At 68.8% G+C, this 18,288-nt stretch carries 18 protein-coding genes, 1 tRNA gene and 1 pseudogene; 11 read left to right on the forward strand and 9 right to left on the reverse strand.

The genetic code is table 11. From position 1 onward, the window contains the following. Positions 1 to 36 precede the first annotated feature (36 nt). From FPZ11_RS08150 to FPZ11_RS08165, 4 genes are all read right to left on the reverse strand, one after another. Positions 37 to 108: transfer RNA gene (locus FPZ11_RS08150), tRNA-Arg, on the reverse strand. 78 nt (positions 109 to 186) lie between these two features. After that, positions 187 to 684, reverse strand: a complete 498-nt coding sequence (locus FPZ11_RS08155; RefSeq protein ID WP_146319900.1) for an HNH endonuclease — start codon at positions 682 to 684, stop codon at positions 187 to 189. Between the two features lie 337 nt (positions 685 to 1,021). Beyond that, a complete protein-coding gene (locus tag FPZ11_RS08160) occupies positions 1,022 to 1,945 on the reverse strand; it encodes a C40 family peptidase (RefSeq protein ID WP_146319902.1) in 924 nt (307 codons plus the stop codon). A 199-nt stretch (positions 1,946 to 2,144) separates the two neighbouring features. Continuing rightward, the gene (locus FPZ11_RS08165) at positions 2,145 to 2,837 is read right to left on the reverse strand and encodes an iron-dependent transcriptional repressor DtxR (protein ID WP_146319904.1); all 693 of its coding nucleotides are present in this window, start codon (positions 2,835 to 2,837) and stop codon (positions 2,145 to 2,147) included. Between the two features lie 110 nt (positions 2,838 to 2,947). On the opposite strand from FPZ11_RS08165, the pseudogene serC reads away from it, so the two are divergent. Continuing rightward, a pseudogene (gene serC, locus FPZ11_RS08170) lies at positions 2,948 to 4,061 on the forward strand (phosphoserine transaminase). 14 nt (positions 4,062 to 4,075) lie between these two features. Further along, positions 4,076 to 4,333 carry a DUF2530 domain-containing protein gene (locus FPZ11_RS08175; protein WP_146319906.1) on the forward strand — a complete coding sequence of 86 codons (258 nt, stop codon included), beginning with the start codon at positions 4,076 to 4,078 and terminating at the stop codon, positions 4,331 to 4,333. Positions 4,334 to 4,353: 20 nt separating this feature from the next. Here FPZ11_RS08175 and FPZ11_RS08180 read toward each other — a convergent pair whose 3' ends face one another. Then, on the reverse strand, positions 4,354 to 5,160 hold the full coding sequence (locus FPZ11_RS08180) for a DUF3027 domain-containing protein (protein WP_146319907.1): 807 nt from the start codon (positions 5,158 to 5,160) through the stop codon (positions 4,354 to 4,356). Continuing rightward, positions 5,153 to 5,533, reverse strand: a complete 381-nt coding sequence (locus FPZ11_RS08185; protein WP_146319909.1) for a cold-shock protein — start codon at positions 5,531 to 5,533, stop codon at positions 5,153 to 5,155. Before FPZ11_RS08185 ends, FPZ11_RS08180 begins: the two co-directional genes overlap by 8 nt. 56 nt (positions 5,534 to 5,589) lie before the next feature. Here FPZ11_RS08185 and FPZ11_RS08190 point away from each other — a divergent pair, with 56 nt between their 5' ends. The 5 genes from FPZ11_RS08190 to FPZ11_RS08205 all read left to right on the forward strand — a co-directional run bounded on the left by FPZ11_RS08190 (position 5,590) and on the right by FPZ11_RS08205 (position 10,508). Then, positions 5,590 to 5,865: a hypothetical protein gene (locus FPZ11_RS08190; RefSeq protein WP_146319911.1), complete on the forward strand. Its 276-nt coding sequence runs from the start codon at positions 5,590 to 5,592 to the stop codon at positions 5,863 to 5,865. A gap of 32 nt (positions 5,866 to 5,897) precedes the next feature. Further along, positions 5,898 to 6,884 carry a hypothetical protein gene (locus FPZ11_RS19765; protein WP_246846596.1) on the forward strand — a complete coding sequence of 329 codons (987 nt, stop codon included), beginning with the start codon at positions 5,898 to 5,900 and terminating at the stop codon, positions 6,882 to 6,884. A 77-nt stretch (positions 6,885 to 6,961) separates the two neighbouring features. Continuing rightward, positions 6,962 to 7,750 (forward strand): helicase-associated domain-containing protein, encoded by a 789-nt coding sequence (locus FPZ11_RS19770; protein WP_246846663.1) that lies wholly within the window; start codon positions 6,962 to 6,964, stop codon positions 7,748 to 7,750. Positions 7,751 to 7,802: 52 nt separating this feature from the next. Then, on the forward strand, positions 7,803 to 9,446 hold the full coding sequence (locus tag FPZ11_RS08200) for a DNA repair helicase XPB (RefSeq protein ID WP_146319913.1): 1,644 nt from the start codon (positions 7,803 to 7,805) through the stop codon (positions 9,444 to 9,446). Between the two features lie 96 nt (positions 9,447 to 9,542). After that, positions 9,543 to 10,508 (forward strand): DUF389 domain-containing protein, encoded by a 966-nt coding sequence (locus FPZ11_RS08205; RefSeq protein ID WP_146319915.1) that lies wholly within the window; start codon positions 9,543 to 9,545, stop codon positions 10,506 to 10,508. Here FPZ11_RS08205 and FPZ11_RS08210 read toward each other — a convergent pair. The 3 genes from FPZ11_RS08210 to FPZ11_RS08220 are packed head-to-tail and all read right to left on the reverse strand — an operon-like array spanning position 10,493 to position 13,396. Continuing rightward, positions 10,493 to 11,239 carry a pyrimidine reductase family protein gene (locus FPZ11_RS08210; RefSeq protein WP_146319917.1) on the reverse strand — a complete coding sequence of 249 codons (747 nt, stop codon included), beginning with the start codon at positions 11,237 to 11,239 and terminating at the stop codon, positions 10,493 to 10,495. The two genes, FPZ11_RS08205 and FPZ11_RS08210, sit on opposite strands and share 16 nt — an antisense overlap. Before the next feature lie 19 nt (positions 11,240 to 11,258). Next, on the reverse strand, positions 11,259 to 12,164 hold the full coding sequence (gene folP / locus FPZ11_RS08215) for a dihydropteroate synthase (RefSeq protein WP_246846597.1): 906 nt from the start codon (positions 12,162 to 12,164) through the stop codon (positions 11,259 to 11,261). Then, positions 12,161 to 13,396 carry an NAD(P)/FAD-dependent oxidoreductase gene (locus FPZ11_RS08220; RefSeq protein ID WP_146319919.1) on the reverse strand — a complete coding sequence of 412 codons (1,236 nt, stop codon included), beginning with the start codon at positions 13,394 to 13,396 and terminating at the stop codon, positions 12,161 to 12,163. Before FPZ11_RS08220 ends, folP begins: the two co-directional genes overlap by 4 nt. Positions 13,397 to 13,612: 216 nt before the next feature. On the opposite strand from FPZ11_RS08220, the gene FPZ11_RS08225 reads away from it, so the two are divergent. From FPZ11_RS08225 to FPZ11_RS08240, 4 genes are all read left to right on the forward strand, one after another. Further along, positions 13,613 to 14,305, forward strand: coding sequence for a response regulator transcription factor (locus tag FPZ11_RS08225; RefSeq protein ID WP_146319921.1), 693 nt, complete (start codon positions 13,613 to 13,615; stop codon positions 14,303 to 14,305). A 43-nt stretch (positions 14,306 to 14,348) separates the two neighbouring features. Beyond that, positions 14,349 to 16,091 (forward strand): sensor histidine kinase, encoded by a 1,743-nt coding sequence (locus FPZ11_RS08230; protein ID WP_146319923.1) that lies wholly within the window; start codon positions 14,349 to 14,351, stop codon positions 16,089 to 16,091. Positions 16,092 to 16,331: 240 nt separating this feature from the next. Further along, a complete protein-coding gene (locus FPZ11_RS08235; protein WP_168203766.1) occupies positions 16,332 to 17,804 on the forward strand; it encodes an ATP-binding protein in 1,473 nt (490 codons plus the stop codon). A 176-nt stretch (positions 17,805 to 17,980) separates the two neighbouring features. Then, positions 17,981 to 18,271 carry a WXG100 family type VII secretion target gene (locus FPZ11_RS08240; protein ID WP_146319927.1) on the forward strand — a complete coding sequence of 97 codons (291 nt, stop codon included), beginning with the start codon at positions 17,981 to 17,983 and terminating at the stop codon, positions 18,269 to 18,271. The last annotated feature ends 17 nt before the right edge of the window (positions 18,272 to 18,288 follow it).

Consider the following 18,288-nt stretch of genomic DNA (forward strand, 5'->3'; position numbering starts at 1 on the left):
TCGAAGACGTCACCGATGTTGCGACTCATCACACGGTGCCCCTGGAGGGACTCGAACCCCCAACCGTTTCCTTAGGACGGAACTGCTCTTCCATTGAGCTACAGAGGCTGGCTCGTCAAGCTTAGCGGGCTGAATCGACGTGACTGACCGTCGGGGTCGCACCGACACTGCGACGCCGGGCAGCCCTCAGGCCGCCGGCGCCAGATACCCCTGCCACTCCGGCAGCGCATGCTCCACGCCCCGCACCATCCACGCGGGGTCGTGCGGCATGCGGGGAACGACGGTCAGGTTCCAGCCCATCTCGACGGCGGTGCGGTCGCCCTTCACGTTGTTGCAGCGCAGGCAGCACGCCACGAGGTTGTCCCACGAATCCGCTCCCCCGCGCGACTTCGGCAGCACGTGGTCGATCGTGGTGGCCGACTTGCCGCAGTACGCGCAGTGATGGCCGTCGCGACGCAGCACGCCCCGTCGCGAGACCGGAACGGCGCGCCCGTGCGGCAGGTGCACATAGCGGGTGAGCACGATCACCGACGGCCGATCGAAGACGGCGTTGACCGCCCACACCGGATGCTCGACATCCACCTCGATGACGGTCGCCTTCGAGCTCAGAACGAGCGCGATCGCTCGTTTGAAGCTCACGACGGCGAGGGGCTCGTATCCCGCGTTCAGCACCAGTGTGCGCATCGGCATCCTTTCGATCAACCGGGACGGCTTTCCCGGGCTCTCGTGTTCGTGCGCGTCGTCTCACCGGAGCCACGCGGCTCACAGACAACAAAAAAGGCGCCGTCAGGACGACGGCGCCTAGTGCTTCCACACACAGTGGTGGTGGAAATGGTGGCTGTGATGCCGCACGGTGCCCACTCGGGGACCTCCAGAAAGTGCGATGCGAACGAACGTGGTCAGGGCATCAGGGTAACGCAGGATCGGCGTGCCACGCCCTTGTGGCACGCCGATCGCTGGCCTGCGGCCACGAGACGTTCATCGCCTCGTCACCGAATGCGCGAGAGACGATCGACTCGGGTCAGATCCCGAATCGCACGATGTAGTAGTCGTCGGTCCAGATCGGCCGCTCCGAGATCGTGCGGCCCACATCGGGTGCGTCCAGGATGTTGCCGTTGCCCGCATAGAAGCCGTCGTGCGCTCCGCCGAGCATGATCACGACGTCGCCGGGCTGGGCATCCTGAATCGAGATGCGGGTGCCCATGGCGCCCTGCGCAGAGGCCGAGTGCGGCAGCGAGATGCCGAACTGGGCGTACACGAACATGACGTAGCCCGAGCAGTCGAACCCGGCCGGCGTGTCACCGCCGTACACGTACGGCGTGCCGATGTACTTCTGCGCCACCGAGAAAACCTGGGCGAGGCTGAAGTTCGGGTACGGCGGGTTCGCCAGATAGTCGGCGGCGCTGGGGCCGTCGTACGACGATGCGTAGGCCTCCATCTGGGCCGCGGCGGCGGCCCGCTCGGCCTCCGCCTTCTTGTCGGCGAGCTGCTGCTCCGTGGTCGCGGTGAACGTGTCTCCGGATGCCGCGGGTCCGTCGATCGCGCCGGACACCGACACGGACTGCGAGTTCGCCTTCTTGAGGCTGTCCAGCGCTGTCGTGCCGAACTTCGCCTGATTGGTCGTCGCCGGGTTGAAGGCGTAGGCGGGAATGGCGATGGTGGCCACGAGGCCACCGGCGATGGCCATGACCGCGAGGTTCGCGAGTGGGCGCAGGCGCCGCTTGCGCGGTGCGGGCTTCGCCGTGCTTTCCGCACCGGCGGAACGGGTGGCGACGGATCGAGTGGTGGCGGTGACCGTCGGACCGACCCGATGGGTCGCGGCACGCTCGACGTTCCTGAGGCTGCGTCGCGACGTCGCGGTCGTCTCGCTCAGTGAATCGTTCGCCTTGCTGGAAGTACTCGGGTCGTGGTCTTCGGGCAGACCACCTGTACCTAATGCTGCCAAGGTGTGAACCTCCGGCGCTCCGCTGGCACTAGGTAGCCACCCCGTCCGAGATCTCTTGCGAGTTCGGCTTCACATGCTCAAGAGACGGGCTGCGGGAGCGTCTTGAGCCGGACCGTCGACCGGAGTTCCAGTCTGTGGACCCGTACGAGAATACGGGACCGTTATCGCTTTGTCACATCGATTTCGTCGAGTTCGCGATTCACGCGGCGACGAAAATGTGGCTCGCGACCTCGTTCGGCAGTTCCAGGGCGTCGTCGTAGCCGTCGATCTGCACGGCCACGTACGAGCCAGCGCGCGTGAAGCGTCCCGTCGAACCGGGGAAGATCCCCGCCTGCCTCAGCTGGGCGAGCAGCTCCGGCTCGAACTGCACGGGTTCGCCGAGCCGGCGCACGGTGGCCGTGACCGGCGCGTCGGTGTCGGCCGTGACATCCACCGTGCTGCGCACGCCGTCGAGGAACACACGATGAAGGTCGACGCCCTCGTCTTCAATGCGCGGGATGGGCGTGCCGTACGGCGTCTCGGTGGGGTGGCCGAGGATGTCGAGGATCTTGTGCTCGACCTGCTCGCTCATCACATGCTCCCAGCGGCATGCCTCTTCGTGCACGTACTCCCACTCGAGGCCGATGACGTCGGAGAGCAGGCGCTCTGCGAGACGATGCTTGCGCATCACGTGAACGGCACGGCGACGTCCCTCGGCGGTGAGCACGAGATGACGGTCGTCGGAGACCACCACCAGTCCATCGCGCTCCATGCGGGCGATGGTCTGCGAGACCGTGGGACCTGAGTGGCCGAGCCGTTCCGAAATGCGCGCCCTCAGCGGCACGATGTTCTCCTCTTCGAGATCGAGGATCGTGCGCAGATACATCTCGGTCGTGTCGACGAGGTCGGTCATCGCATCCCCTTGCATATCGCTCGGCTGCACGCGCAGATTGCGCATCCTCCAGCCTACCGGCGTTGACGCGACGGCTTGGAGCGCGCACACGCGCCGGTAAACTCAACACCATGCCTGCGATCGCGATTCCCGAGTCCCTTCTGCCCGCAGACGGCCGCTTCGGCAGCGGCCCCTCCCGGGTGCGCGCCGCGCAGGTCGACGCACTGTCCGCGGCCGGCGCGACGCTGCTCGGCACCTCTCACCGCCAGGCACCCGTGCGCAGCCTCGTCGGCCGCGTTCGCGAGGGCCTCGGCACCCTGTTCCGCGTGCCGGACGGCTACGAAGTGATCGTGGGCAACGGCGGGTCCACGGCGTTCTGGGATGCCGCGGCGTTCGGCCTCATCGAGAACCGGTCGCAGAACCTCGTCTACGGCGAGTTCAGCCAGAAGTTCGCGAAGGCCGCCTCCGCCCCATGGCTGCAGGCCCCGAGCGTCATCGAGGCATCCGTCGGCTCGCGCAGCACCCCCCGAGCCCATCGAGGGTGTGGATGTCTACGCCTGGCCGCACAACGAGACCTCGACCGGCGTCATGGCCCCGATCAGCCGCGTGCACGGCGACGACGGCGCTCTCACGGTCATCGACGCGACGAGCGCGGCGGGTGGCATCGACTTCGACGCATCGCAGGCCGACGTCTACTACTTCGCCCCGCAGAAGAACTTCGCCTCGGACGGCGGACTGTGGCTGGCGCTGTTCTCGCCCGCCGCGCTGGAACGGGTCGAGAAGGTGGCGGCATCCGGTCGCTACATCCCCGACTTCCTGAGCCTGAAGCAGGCCGTGGACAACTCGCGACTCAACCAGACGCTCAACACCCCCGCCCTCGCGACGCTGGTCATGCTCGACTCGCAGATCGGCTGGATCAACGACAACGGCGGACTCGCCTGGGCCGCGGCTCGCACGGCGGAATCGTCCGGCGCCCTCTACGACTGGGCGGCGTCCGTCGACTTCGCGCATCCCTTCGTCGAGAACCCGGAGCATCGCTCGCAGGTCGTCGTCACGATCGACTTCGACGACGTGGATGCCGCGCGCATCGCCTCGGTCCTCCGCGAGAACGGCGTCGTCGACACGGAGCCCTACCGCAAACTCGGCCGCAACCAGCTGCGCGTCGCGACCTTCACCGCGGTCGAGCCCGACGACGTTCGTCAACTCATCCGCTGCATCGACTACGTGGTCGAGCACATCGGCTGAACGGGGGCTCGTCCGTGCGACTGTGGCTGAAGGACAGCGAACGGCTGCCCGATCCGCTCCCGATGAAGACCGACGATCGCACGGCGATCGGCGCGGGGACGGCTCTCTGGGTGGTCGGCGCCGTCGTCGCCGTGGCGTTCTGGTCACCGCTGTCGCGCGACGGCTTCGGCTGGGTCGTCTGGATGACGTTGGTCGGCATCGCCCTCGGCGTCGTCGGGCTCTGCTACGCGCAGGTCAGGCGATCGAGGGCGACGCGCGGCAGCAAGGGCTGAATCCTGCGCGCCCTGCCGCGTCAGTCTTCGGCGTCCCCTGTCGACTCGGCTGACTCGGCCGCCTCGAGCGATGCTGCCTCGGCCTCTGTGATCTCCTCGGCGACGACGTCGATGTCGTCTTCCGCTTCGTCCTCGTCGTCGGTGTCGTCCTCGCCGGAGTCTGCCTCGCCGTCGGCGGACGGTTCATCGTGCAGGTCGATGTCGATGCCGTCGAAGTCGCGGCCGAGGTCCGTGTCGTCATCGAGGTCGTCGGAGTCGTCGTCTTCGTCGAGAACGTCCGATTCGTCGTCGCCGTCGACTTCGTCTGATGCCTCGCCCTCGCCGCCTTCCGCAGCCCGCGCCGCTTCCTGGGCGGCCTGGTATTCCGCGAGGCGCTCGGACCACGGCACCCATTCCGGTGCGAGCAGCGCGTGCTCGCCCGGCAGGAGTTCGGCCTCGAGCACCACGGGGTCCGCGTCGACATCCACCCGGGCGAGCGTCACCGTCCAGTGCCAGCCCGGGTAGCCCAGCAGCGTGCACTCGAAGAGCAGGGAGAGCACGTGCTCGCCCTCCACGGTGTGACCGGCGATCGGCCCGATGCTCGACTCCGCCGTGATCTCCAGCAGCGCAGCTCGCGCGAGGTCGTGTGCGGCCAGCAGACTCTCGTCGGCGACGAAGGATGCCGTGGGCTCTGCGGGCTCGACGGTCACCGCCGAGGTCACGGGCTCCGACGCCTCCACGGCGTCGACCGACTGCACATCCTCCGCGTGTTCCAAGATGTCAGTGGGCTCCACCGCTTCGGCCGGCTCGACGGGTACGGTCGGCTCGTCCGACTGCTGCTCAGGCATCCAGATCGTCCGCCACGCGGCGCAGCATGGCCGCGATCTTGCGGCCGTGTGCGGTGTCAGGGTACCGGCCGCGCTTGAGGCCGGCGCCGATGCCGTCGAGGAGCTTCACGAGGTCTTCGATGATGACGGCCATGTCGTCGGCCGACTTGCGGTTCATCTTGCTCAGGCTCGGGCGGCTCTCGATGACCCGCACCGACAGCGCCTGCGCGCCGCGCTTGCCGTCCGCCACCCCGAACTCGAGGCGCGTTCCCGCCTTGACGACGGCGCCGTCAGGCAGCGCAGACGCGTGCAGAAAGACCTCGCCACCGCCGTCTTGAGCGATGAAGCCGAAGCCTTTCTCCTCGTCGTAGAACTTGACCTTGCCGGTCGGCATGGGGGACCTCTTTCGGGATGGGCGTTGCTCGTGCAACCTCAATTATCCTTGATCATGTGACCGACGAGACGCCCGTGACGACTTCGCGTACCCAACGGGTGCTCGCCTTCATCGCTGCAGGGCTGGTGATCCTCTCCATAGCCTGCTTCTTCGTGCTCATGATCGGCACGTGGGCGGGCGCAGGGCCCGATCAGGGATCCGGCAAGGGCATCTGGCCCACGGTCGAGCTGCTGCCGCTGGCCGCGCTTCCGCTGGCCTTCGTGCTCATCATCGTGCTCCTCGTGGTGAGCCTGGTCTCGCGAAGCAAGCAGAACCGCCGGGCGGGAAGGTAGCGGCCGCACCGCATGACGAGGCCGGAGCCGAGATGACCAGCACACTGTCGCTGGCTGAGCGGCTGAGCGGTCTCGACGACACCGCTCTGCACGACCTCGTGCGCGCCAGGGGACTGGCCCGCGCACGAATCGAGGACTTCTTCGATCTCGCCGACGCCCTGCTGGAGCCGCCGTCGGTGCAGCACGCGCTCGCACCGCTCCCCCGTCCGGTGCTCGCCGCCCTCGCTGCCGTGGCGCAGGCCGCAGGGGATACCGCTGAACCGGTCGATGCCGAACGGGTGTCGTCGGTCTTGCACGACTGGGGCTCCGTGGATGCCTCCCCAACCGCCCTCCGCGACGCCCTGCACGCTCTGGTCACCTCCTTCCTCGCCGAGCCCGTCGATGGCGGCATCGCTCTCTACCCCGGCGTCGCCGCGCGGTTCGGCAGTTGGGCCGAGAGTGCGGGAACGACGGGCGCGAAGCTCGCGGCATCCGGCAAGCCGGCGGCTCTCGCGACCGTCCCCGACGTGGATCCCCGCTTCGTCAACCGACTCGCCGCCGAGCGCGCCTTCGTCGCCGCCGGCACGGTCGCCGAATTCGTCTACGAGCTGGAGCGCGAACCGGCGCGTGAACTGCAGAAGGGCGGCCTCGCGCTGCCCGACACGCGACGCATCGCCTCTGCGCTCGGCATCGAGCCCGCTTCCGTGCCGATCGTGCACTGGCTCGCGCGGCAGTGCGGACTCGTGGTGCGCGAGGGCTCCCTCTGGCTGCCCACCGACACGGCCGACGAGTGGACCGACCTGAGCACACCGGAACGGTGGGCACGCCTGGCGACCGCTTGGCTCGGGTCGGTGCCCGCCGACATCCGCCCCCTCATGGTCGAGCGGGCGCACGCCTCGTGGGGGAGGCGCTGCGTGGCTACGCACGCTGGCGGTATCCGGCGGCCGACGCATCGCTCGGTCGTCTGGTCGATGAGGTCGAGGCGCACGCCGAATTCCTGGGCATCACGGCGGGCACGGCGCCGAGCGCGGCGGGCGTGACGCTGCTCGGCGATGGTGCGGATGCCGCAGCCGAGATCGTGCGCACCACCTTCCCTGCCGAGGTCGACAAGGTGTACGTGCAGCACGACCTCTCCATCGTCGCACCCGGCCCGCTGGCGCCGGCGATCGACGCCCGGCTGCGCACGTTGGCCGACGCCGAAGGCACGGGCCTGGCGGCGAGCTTCCGCGTGTCGCCGTCGTCGCTGCACCGCGCGATCGCCGACGGCGAGACCGCCGAGTCGCTCCGCGAGTTCATCGAGTCGATCTCACTCACGGGACTGCCCCAGCCCGTCGCCTACCTGATCGACGAGGCCGCCTCGCGCTACGGGCGGGTCCGCGTGCGCTCAGAGGGCGCGGCGACGGTGGTGACCTCGCCCGATGCCGCTCTTCTCGACACGATCGCCGTCGACCAGGCCCTGTCCGCGCTCGGAATCCGGCGCCGGAGCCCCGAGGAGCTCGGCAGCAGGTTCGCCATCGACATCGTGTACTGGGCGCTCGTCGATGCGCACTATCCGGTCGTGGCCGAAGACGAGCGCGGCAATCAGCTTCGCGTGCGGCGGCGCATCGGACACCAGGAACCCCACGACACCACCGACACCGCCGCCATCGTGGTGCAGCGGCTGCGCGCCGCGGAGAACACGCAGGGCGAGCAGGGCGCGAAGGCCTGGCTGACCAGGCAACTCGAGTCCGCCGTGCGCTCCCGCACCGCCATCACCGTCACCGTCGCACTGCCCGACGGCAGCGAACGTGACTACACGCTGGAGCCGACGGGCATCGGCGGCGGTCGACTGCGCGGCCGCGACCGCGCCAGCGACATCGAACGCACGCTGCCGGTGTCGAGCATCCGCGGAGTGCGCACCGAGTAGCCGCCCGCCCCACCCAGCGAGCCAGGGGCAACCCGGCATAAACTCGTCTCTTATGTCTGACGGGCCCCTGATCGTGCAGAGCGACCGCACCGTGCTGCTCGAGGTGGCGCATCCTGCGGCAGAGGATGCCCGCCACGACCTCGCGATCTTCGCCGAGCTCGAGCGCGCCCCCGAGCACATCCACACCTACCGCATCACCAGGCTGGGGCTGTGGAACGCCCGGGCCGCCGGGCACCAGGCATCCGACATGCTGGGCACGCTCGAGCGCTACTCGAAGTTCCCGATTCCGCAGACGGTCGCCGTGGACGTCGAAGAGACGGTGGCCAGGTACGGCCGGCTGGTCATCGAGCGCGACGACGAGGGCGTGCTCGTGCTGCGCAGCTCGGACGAAGCCGTGCTGCGCGAGGTCTCCGGCGCCAAGCGCATCGCACCGCTGCTGCTGGAGCACCGCGCCGACGGCGCCTACGTGATCGCGGCCTGGGCGCGCGGTCACCTCAAGCAGGAGCTCGTCAAGCTCGGCTGGCCCGCCGACGATCTCGCGGGCTACTCCCCCGGCACGCCGCACGAGATCGCCCTGGATGAGACGGACTGGCACCTGCGCGACTACCAGGCGAAGGCGGTCGAGAACTTCTTCGAGGGCGGCTCGGGGGTGGTCGTGCTGCCCTGCGGCGCGGGCAAGACGCTCGTGGGAGCCGGCGCGATGGCGACCGCGAAGACGACCACGCTCATCCTCGTGACCAACACCGTCTCCGCACGACAGTGGCGCGACGAGTTGCTGCGCCGCACCAGCCTCACGGCCGACGAGATCGGCGAATACTCGGGCCAGGTCAAGGAGATCAAGCCCGTCACGATCGCGACGTATCAGATCCTCACCGCCAAAAGGAAGGGCGAGTACGCGCACCTCAGCCTGCTCGACGCCCTCGACTGGGGACTCATCGTCTACGACGAGGTGCACCTGCTGCCGGCACCGGTGTTCAAGCTCACCGCCGAGCTGCAGGCCAGGCGCCGCCTCGGCCTCACCGCCACGCTCGTGCGCGAAGACGGCCGCGAGGGAGATGTCTTCTCGCTGATCGGACCCAAGCGCTTCGACGCGCCGTGGAAGGAGATCGAGTCGCAGGGCTTCATCTCCCCCGCCGCCTGCTACGAGGTGCGCATCGATCTGCCCGCCTCCGACCGGCTGTCCTACGCGGCTGCTCCCGACGACGAGCGCTATCGTCTGGCCGCCACCGCGCCTGCGAAACTCGACGTGGTGCGCGCGCTCGTGAAGCGGCACGCGGGTGAGCGCATCCTCGTGATCGGACAGTACCTCGATCAGATCGACGAGCTCGCGGATGCCCTCGACGCGCCTTCGCTCACCGGCTCCACCTCCGTCGATGAACGCGAACGTCTCTACCAGGAGTTCCGCGACGGCACGACGCCTGTGCTCGTGGTGAGCAAGGTGGCGAACTTCTCGGTCGATCTTCCCGAGGCGACAGTCGCCGTGCAGGTGAGCGGGTCGTTCGGCTCCCGACAGGAGGAGGCGCAGCGCCTGGGCCGCCTACTGCGGCCGAAGGAGTCGGGTCTGTCCGCCAACTTCTACACGCTCGTCGCCCGTGACACCGTCGACCAGGATTTCGCGCAGAACCGCCAGCGTTTCCTCGCGGAGCAGGGCTACAGCTACACGATCGTCGATTCGGGAGAGCTCGTCGCCGCCTGAGCTCAGGCGCGATGCCGCGGTGTCCTCGGCGGCATCGGCACACGAAGTGCGCCGTGTCGAGCCGTACGGCGGAGCGACGGGCGTCCACAATGAGGCGTGCTGCGATTCCAGTTGATCGTTCCCGCGCCTTTGACTCATGCGGTTGATGAGATCCTCGCGGCCCACGCGGGTTCCGTCTCGAACGTCATCCGACTGCCACGTGCTGCGACGGCACCCCGCGGCGACGTGCTGATGTGCGACGTGGAACGCGGCGACGCCACGGAGCTTCTCGGCGACCTGCACCGCGTCCGCCTCGACGCAGAAGGCTCCATCTCCATCGAATCGGTCGATCTCGCGCTGTCGCGTACCGCCAAGGCGACATCGGCGGCCGTGTTCGGCGGCGAAGACGACGCCGTCGTGTGGCAGGAGGTGGAGGCCCGCGCAGGCGATGAGGTGCGACTGTCGGCGACCTTCATCATCTACATGGTGGTCGCGATCATGATCGCCGCCATCGGTGTGTTCTCCGACCAGCCGATCCTCATCGTCGGCGCCATGGTGGTGGGTCCCGACTTCGGTCCGCTCGCCGCCATGGCCGTCGGCATCGTGCGCCGCAGGCCGTTCGTCGTGGGCCGATCGATCCTCGCGCTCGTCGCCGGCTACGGCATCGGCATCCTCGTCACCATCCCCTTCAGCTGGCTGATGGTGGCGATGCACCTTTACACCGGTGACCCGTTCACCCAGGATCATCCCCTGACCGCGTTCATCTGGCAGCCCAACGGGCTCAGCTACGTGGTGGGCTTCCTGGCGGGCATCGCGGGGATGCTGTCGCTCACCTCCGCGAAGTCCGGCGCGCTCATCGGCGTGCTCATCTCGGTGACGACGGTCCCGGCAGCGGGCGCCGCCGCGCTCGCCCTCAGCTACGGCGAATGGCACACGGTGGGCACCTCGCTCGTGCAGCTCGTGATCAACCTGCTCGCCATCGTCACCGGCTGCACACTGACGCTGCTCGCGCAGATCCTGCTGATGAACAGAGCGGAACGCCGTCGCGCCGCCGACGCCACGACGGGTCAGGCGCGCGTGTAGCGCAGCAGCAGCGTGTCCTGCGACCGCAGCACCCTGGCGAGGTGCAGCCCGAGTCGAGTCACGGCACCCGCTGCGATCCGCGGGCCGTCACCCGACGCCAGCACCGGGCTCAGCGTGAGGCACAGCTCATCGAGCGCATCGACCTCGGCGAGCGAGCCGAGCAGGTGCGGACCACCCTCGCAGTGCACCCTGCGCAAGCCGTCGGTGGCGAGCGCATCCAGTGCGCCGGCGAGGTCGACCGAGCCGTCGCCCGCGGTGATCACGTCGGCGACCTCGGCGAGCGCCGCCGTGCGTTCCCGCGGCGCCGCCGCGCTCGTGACCACGATGGGCCGCACCGGAGCGTCCGTGAACAACGGCGAGGCGGGATCGAGGCCGGCGGATGCCGTCACGACAGCCAGCCGCGGATGCTCGGCGAACCCGTGCGCCACCCTCCACCTGCCGTCCGCCGCATTCCCGAGCTCACCGGAGTATCCCTCGGCGCGCACCGTGCCCGCGCCGACGAGCACCACATCGCAGACCCTGCGCAGCAGCGCGAAGACGCGCTTGTCGGCGGCGTCGGAGAGCCCGCCGGAACGACCGTCGAGTGTCGCGGAGCCGTCGAGAGACGACACGAAGTTGACGCGCACCCACCGCTCGCGGACATCCTCTTCGTAGCCCGCCAGCACCGCATCGTCGTCGAGCCCGGCCGCCTGCACGGGCCAGAGCGCGTCGATCGTCCCGACATCCGCCATGGTCACTCCCCCGTCGCCGTCATTCCTCGTTCATGTCGCCCATGTTGTGCTTCAGGTACGCCGGCTGCCGGAATCCGAGGATGGCCTCGGTCATGCGCACGGCCGCCACGGACTCCCGCACGTTGTGCATGCGCACGATGCGCGCGCCCTGCGCGATGCAGAACACGGCGGCGGCGAGAGACCCTTCGAGTCGGTCGGCGCGGTCGACGTCGAGCGTCTCGCCGATGAAGTCCTTGTTCGACACCGCGGCGAGTGCGGGCAGACCGATCGCCGCGATCTCGTCGAACCGTCTGGTGATCTCGAGCGTGTGCAGCGTGTTCTTGTTCAGGTCGTGTCCCGGGTCGACCACGATGCGCGACTCCGGCACGCCGAGCGAGACGGCGAGCTCGACCTTCTCGCGGAGGAACGCGACCACCTCCGCGACCACATCGTCGTAGTGCGGGCGCGGATACACGGTGCGTGGAGCCGCGAGGCTGTGCGTGATCACCAGCGTCGCATCGCTGTCGGCCACCGCTTCGGCGAGTCCGGGATCGTGGATGCCCGTGGTGTCGTTGATCACGTCGGCCCCCGCCACGATGGCGTGCTTCGCGACCTCCGGCTGAAACGTGTCAACGGAGACGACCACGTCCGACTCCCGGCGCAGCGCCTCCACGACCGGCACCACGCGCGCGATCTCATCCTCGACGGGAAGAGCGGGACCGGGCTTGAACGGCACACCGCCGATGTCGATCCAGTCGGCGCCGTGCTCGACGGCGGTGAGACAGGCGTGCACCGCGGCATCCAGAGCGAAAGTCGCCCCCTTGTCGTAGAACGAGTCGGGCGTGCGGTTCACCACCGCCATCACCGCCACTTTGGTGGAGAAGTCGAACGTGTGCGCGCCGATCGTGCGCACGGGCGTGCGCAGCGGCGGCAGCCAGACGCTCACGCGTCGGCCACCAAGTCGCCGAGTGGAATGCTCGCGTCCGCGAGGCGGGCCTCATCGACCGGCTTCGCCGCGCGGATCAGCCCTTGCACCTGCTCGTTCACGTCCCACACGTTCACGTTCATGCCTGCGACGACTCTGCCGTCGCCCGTCACCCAGAACGACACGAACTCGCGCCCCGCCACATCGCCGCGGTAGACGATGTGCGTGCCTTCCATCAGCGGCGCGTATCCGGAGAACTCCATGCCAAGGTCGAATTGGTCGGTGTAGAAGTAGGGGATGTCGTCGTAGACCACGCCGCGCTCGAGCATGTTGAGTGCGGCGGTGCGGCCGGTGCCGATGGCGTTGGCCCAGTGCTCGCTGCGCAACCGCCGCCCGAGCACCGGATGGATCGGGTTCGCGACGTCGCCGGCCGCGAAGACACCGTCGGCGCCGGTGCGCATGCCAGCATCGACCAGGATGCCGTGGTCCACCCCGAGCCCCGCGTCCTCGGCCACGGCGGTGAGCGGCGATGCGCCGACTCCCACCACCACGACATCGGCGTCGACGACGCCGCCTTCGTACTCCACGCCGGTCACCCTGCCGTCCGCGACGCGGAACCCGGTCACGTCGACGCCCCGCACGAAGTGCACGCCGTGGTCGACGTGCAACCCCTCGAAGACCTCGCCCAGCTCGTCTCCCAGCGCTGCAGACAGCGGCACCTGCGAGTGCGACACCACGGTCACCTCGTTGCCGAAGCCGCGCACGGTGGCCGCGACCTCCATGCCGATCCAGCCCGAGCCGACCACGACCACGCGCTTGTCGCCGCTCTCCGTCGCCGACCTGATCGCTCTGGAGTCTTCGAGAGTACGCAGGGTGTGGATGCCGTCGGCCTCGGCGCCTGGCAGCTCCAGTCTGCGCGCCGCAGCGCCCGTCGCGATCAGCAGCCGGTCGAACGGAAGGGGCTCGCCGCCCTCGCACGAGATCGTGCGGTCGGCGAGATCGAGGGAGCGCACGTGCCTGCCAGAGCGCACCTCGACGTCGTGGTCGTGCCACCAGGCATCCTGCTGCACCCACAACTCGGAATCGTCGAGCGACGCGAGGTAGGCCTTGGACAGCGGCGGCCGGATGTAAGGCTTGTGCGCTTCGGCGGCGATCAGCGTGAGGTGGCCGTCGAAGCCCTCCTCGCGCAGGGTCACGGCCGCGGTGCCGGCGGCGAGGCCGCCCCCCACGATCACGAACTCGGGCACAGACATCTCGTCACCCCTTCCGACGCGCCACGGGCGACACGCTCTCCTCGATTCTTCAGCACCCGACGCATCCGCGCAGTCCCCTCATGCGGCGATGCCTGCCGCCGCACAGACCGCACGGCTCGCGCGTCAAGGTCGTGTCCGGCTCGCGCACCCTTCACCACGGGATGCCGCACGAGAGACTCACAGCAAGAACCCAGCCGGCGCGCAGAGACTGGGCGAATGAGCACCGGACCCCGCATCTTGATCGTCGATGACGAGCCCAACATCCGCGACCTTCTCACCACCAGCCTGCGATTCGCGGGATTCGCCGTCCGCGCCGTCGCCAACGGCGCCCAGGCCATCAGCGCCGTGCTCGAGGAAGAGCCCGACCTGATCATCCTCGACGTCATGCTGCCCGACATGAACGGCTTCGGCGTCACGAAGCGACTGCGCGGCGCAGGCTACACGGCGCCGATCCTGTTCCTCACGGCCAAAGACGACACCGAAGACAAGATCACCGGCCTCACCGTCGGCGGCGACGACTACGTCACCAAGCCGTTCAGCCTCGACGAGATCGTGGCCCGCATCAAGGCCATCCTGCGTCGCACGATGCAGGCCGACGACGATGCGATCATCCGCGCCGGCGAGCTCACCATGGATCAGGACACCCACGAGGTCTTCGTCGGCGACACCCCCATCGAGCTCTCCCCCACCGAGTTCAAGCTGCTGCGCTACCTCATGCTCAACCCCAACCGCGTGCTGTCGAAGGCGCAGATCCTCGACCACGTGTGGGAATACGACTTCAACGGCGACGCCGGCATCGTCGAGAGCTACATCTCCTACCTGCGCCGCAAGGTGGACGCCCATTCCACCGAGCCGCTCATCCAGACCAAGCGCGGCTTCGGCTACATGCTGAAGGCCGCCAAGGTCTGACTCTCGGCCGCCACCCCGGCTCTACCGCTTAGGCTCGCTTGTCGTGACGCACGTTTTCGATCGATGGAACTCGATCTCGCTGCGCACGAAGATCACCGGTGTTACCGTGCTGGTGCTCACGTTCGGCCTCCTCGTCGCCGGACTCGGCACGATGCTGCTGTTCCGCCCCGTGCTGATCAGCCTCTTCGACCAGCAGCTCGAGTCGATCGCGGCCCAGCCCAAGGGCATCAACGCCATCCTTCCCGGCCAGACGACGAGCGAGGGCGGTCCCATCCTCGGCCAGGGCAGCACCGCGAGCTTCTACGTCATCCTCTACGGGCCGGACGGCACGCCCATGGCGCAGAACTGGCCCTCCGTTCCCGACGAGAAGAAGCCGGCCGTGCCCGGCACCATGTCGCTCGAGCAGGGAGCCGCCTGCGCGAATCAAGGAGCGGGCTGGCTGCAGAGCGTCGACGGAACGGTCTCGTTCCGCAGCATCTGCGCGGTCGTGCAGCTGCAGGGCAACACGCCAACCTACGGCACCGCGATCATCGCCATCTCGACCACTCCGCTCGACAACACGCTCGCCGCCTATCTCTCGATCTTCTTCAGCTTCGGGGTGATCGTCGTCATCATCGGGGCCTTCCTCACCAGGGCGCTGGTGACCACCACGTTCCGCCCGCTGCGCGAGGTCGAGCGCACGGCCTCCGAGATCGCCGACGGCGACTTCAGCCAGCGCCTCGGCGGTGCCACGCCGAACACCGAGGTCGGCCGACTGAACCGCTCGCTCAACACCATGCTCAACCGCATCGACCAGGCCTTCAAAGACCGAGCACGCACCATCGATCAGATGCGCCGCTTCGTGGGGGATGCCAGCCACGAGCTGCGCACGCCGCTCGTGTCGGTGCGCGGCTACGCCGAGCTCTACCGCATGGGAGCTCTGCAGAGTCCCGAGGAAGTCGCCCAAGCCATGGAGCGCATCGAGAAGGAGGCCGTGCGCATGGGCCTCCTGGTCGAAGACCTGCTCGAGCTCGCCCGTCTCGACGAGACCAAGCCTCTCGCCGTCGCCGTCGTCGACCTCGTTCCACTGGCTCACGACGCCGCGCTCGATGCCAATGCGGGCAATCCCGACCGCACCGTCTCCGTCGTGTTGTCCCTGCCCCCGCTCCCGCCGCCTCCGCCAGGACCCTCTGCTCTCGAGCCGCCCGCCGACGGCACACTCGACGAGGCGGACGATCAGGCATCCATGACCAAGTCGGCAGGCCCACGCACCAGAGTCACCAATTCCACCGGCCCGATCGGATTCGCCGGCGCCACGCTCGCCAGGCTGCGCCGTCGACCGCGCCGCCCGGAGCCCGGCCTCGAGACGGTGCCACTCGAGTTGGGCGACATTCCCGAGCCGCCTCGCATGCGCGCGCTCGTGATGGCCGAGGAGAACAAGCTGCGCCAGGTGATCGCCAACCTCATCGGCAACGCCGTGCGCTACACGCCACAGGGCAGCCCGATCGAGATCGGCGTCGCCGTCGAGCCAGACCGCGAGGTCGCCGTGCTGTCGGTGATCGACCACGGTGAGGGCATCCCGCCGCAGATCAGGGAGAAGATCTTCCAGCGCTTCTGGCGCGCCGACACGTCGCGCGCACGTGAGACCGGGGGAAGCGGGCTCGGACTGGCCATCGTGCATTCGATCGTCGACGCGCACCACGGCACCGTCGACGTCGTCGAGACGCCCGGCGGCGGGGCGACCTTCCGCGTGACGCTCCCGCTCGTCGATTCGCCGCACGCCCCCAAGGCCCCCGAAGAAGCCTGAGCCTCCGCGGGAGCGGCGAGCACACGCGGCACCCCTCCCGATTCGGCAAGGGGGCATGGCCGTCTACCCCTCCCCCTGCGGCAAGAGGTCCGGCCCTGTACCCCTCCCTTTCTGGTCTGTCGAGACTTCCTCGACCTCCCGCCTTCTGGTCGGGCGGATGCCTCGTCACCCCTCCCCCTCTGGCAAGACTCCGCGGCGATTCGCGGCGGCGGATCCACGACACGGCGTTACGGTGGCCGCGTGCGCGATGACGAGTTACGGCGGCTGCTGACCGAGAGCAATCCATGGTGGACCGCGGCAGCACGCGGCGCCGATCCGACGACATGGGTGGCGGGCAACCGCACCCTGCGTGAACGCACGCGCTATGAGCTCGGGTATCGGGCGGGCATCCTCGACGACATCGCCAGCGTGGCGCCCGACGGCCGCCTGGTGGTGCTCACCGGCCCACGACGCATCGGCAAGTCGGTTGCGCTGTTGGACGCCGCCGCCAACCTCTGCACCCTGCCCGGCGTCGACCCCCGGCAGGTGGTCTACGTGCCGTGCGACACGATGCGCGGCAGAGACGTCACCCGCACGCTGACCCTCGGGAGGATGCTCACCCGCTCCGTCGACCAGCCCAAGCCGCGGCCGAGGGTCTGGCTGTTCGACGAGATCAGCATGGTCAGCGGCTGGACAAGCGCGCTCAAGCTCGCCAGGGATACGACGCCCTTCGGCGACGATACCGTCGTGGTCACGGGCAGCAGATGGGCGCAGTCAGAGGACATCCAAGGCAACCTGCTGGCCGGCCGCGCGGGATCGAGCGGGTCGCACCGCATTCGGCAGCTGCTGCCGATGTCGTTCCGCGATTTCCTGGCCGCCGCCTATCCCGGTCTGCCGACGGTGCCGGTGGTGAACCCCGCCGAGCTGCAGTCCGAGGCCTCGCGCTGGGCCCTCGACGAGCTGCAGTTCGCGGTCGACGAGCTCGATCTGGCCTGGCAGGACTACCTGACCTGCGGCGGCTTTCCCCGCGCCGTCTTCGAGCACACCAGGGCGGGCGCGGTCTCCGACGGCTATGCGCGAGACCTGCACGCCTGGCTCCGTCGGGACGTCGATCCTGATGCGCCGACCAACACGACGACGACGCTGCTGCGCGGCATCAGCGAACGCATGAGCTCGCCGATCAACCTCACCTCGACCGCGCAAGACCTCGGCTATTCGAGCCGACCCACGTTCACCGCGCGGGTCGATCGGCTGATCAGCACTCACGCTGCGCTGCGCTGCAATCAGGTGCGCGACGAGGGCGATCGCGTGGTCGGCGCGCACTACAAGCTGTATCTCGCCGACCCGCTGCTGGCATGGATCCCGTCGATCGTCAGCCCCGGGCTGCCGGCGCCCGACTTCACACGACTCACGGAGTCGGCCCTCGGCATCACGCTCGCCCGCGCCATCGAAGCGCTCGACGAGGGCAGATGGCTCTCCGACGACTCCGTCGGCTACGCACGCACCGAGTCGAACAACGAGATCGACTTCGCGCCCGTGCGCGTTCCCATCGACGGCACGCATTCCACGACCGTGCCGATCGAGAGCAAGTGGGTCGACACGGGCTGGCGGGGCGAAGCCAGGGTGATCGACGGCAAGTACGGGCGGGGCATCCTCGCGACGAAGTCGGTGCTCGACGTGGACGGCGACGTGTGGGCGGTTCCTGCCCCGCTCCTCGCGCTGATGCTCGCGTGACGGGGAAGTGTCCGTGCGGGCCCCCATAGCGGTGCCGAGGACGCTTCCCCTCCCCATGCACCGTCATTTCGCGTTGTCCCGAACGGATGCCGCACGGCCTCATCCGTCACGCCACGGTCCGTAGCCTCGGGTCACCGCGCGCACACCGCCCGTGCGCCAGACAGGAGGAGGAGAAGATGACCACATATCGCGTGGACAGCGACCAGATGATGGCGGCGACCGCCGCCGTGCGCGGGTCGATGAGCCGCATCCAGAGCGAGGTGGCCGGGCTGCTCGGACAGCTCACCGGTCTGCAGGGCACCTGGAGCGGACAGGCATCCGACTCGTTCCAGGGTGTCGTTAACCAGTGGCGTGCCACACAGCAGCAGGTCGAGGCCTCGCTGGCGGCGATCAACCAGGCGCTGAGCCAGGCGGGTCAGCACTACGCGGAGGTCGAGCTGACCAACGCCAAGCTGTTCGCGGTCTGAGCCCAGAGCCGCGTGCG

The organism is Humibacter ginsenosidimutans (assembly GCF_007859675.1).
GTDB lineage: Bacteria > Actinomycetota > Actinomycetes > Actinomycetales > Microbacteriaceae > Humibacter > Humibacter ginsenosidimutans.

Bases quoted from the DNA above. Each gene is read 5' to 3' on its own strand.
- FPZ11_RS08155 (WP_146319900.1), bottom strand. From the start codon at position 684: ATGCGCACACTGGTGCTGAACGCGGGATACGAGCCCCTCGCCGTCGTG.
- FPZ11_RS08165 (WP_146319904.1), bottom strand. From the start codon at position 2,837: ATGACCGACCTCGTCGACACGACCGAGATGTATCTGCGCACGATCCTC.
- FPZ11_RS08180 (WP_146319907.1), bottom strand. From the start codon at position 5,160: ATGCCTGAGCAGCAGTCGGACGAGCCGACCGTACCCGTCGAGCCGGCC.
- FPZ11_RS08185 (WP_146319909.1), bottom strand. From the start codon at position 5,533: ATGCCGACCGGCAAGGTCAAGTTCTACGACGAGGAGAAAGGCTTCGGC.
- FPZ11_RS19765 (WP_246846596.1), top strand. From the start codon at position 5,898: ATGACCAGCACACTGTCGCTGGCTGAGCGGCTGAGCGGTCTCGACGAC.
- FPZ11_RS08200 (WP_146319913.1), top strand. From the start codon at position 7,803: ATGTCTGACGGGCCCCTGATCGTGCAGAGCGACCGCACCGTGCTGCTC.
- FPZ11_RS08210 (WP_146319917.1), bottom strand. From the start codon at position 11,239: ATGGCGGATGTCGGGACGATCGACGCGCTCTGGCCCGTGCAGGCGGCC.
- FPZ11_RS08220 (WP_146319919.1), bottom strand. From the start codon at position 13,396: ATGTCTGTGCCCGAGTTCGTGATCGTGGGGGGCGGCCTCGCCGCCGGC.
- FPZ11_RS08225 (WP_146319921.1), top strand. From the start codon at position 13,613: ATGAGCACCGGACCCCGCATCTTGATCGTCGATGACGAGCCCAACATC.
- FPZ11_RS08240 (WP_146319927.1), top strand. From the start codon at position 17,981: ATGACCACATATCGCGTGGACAGCGACCAGATGATGGCGGCGACCGCC.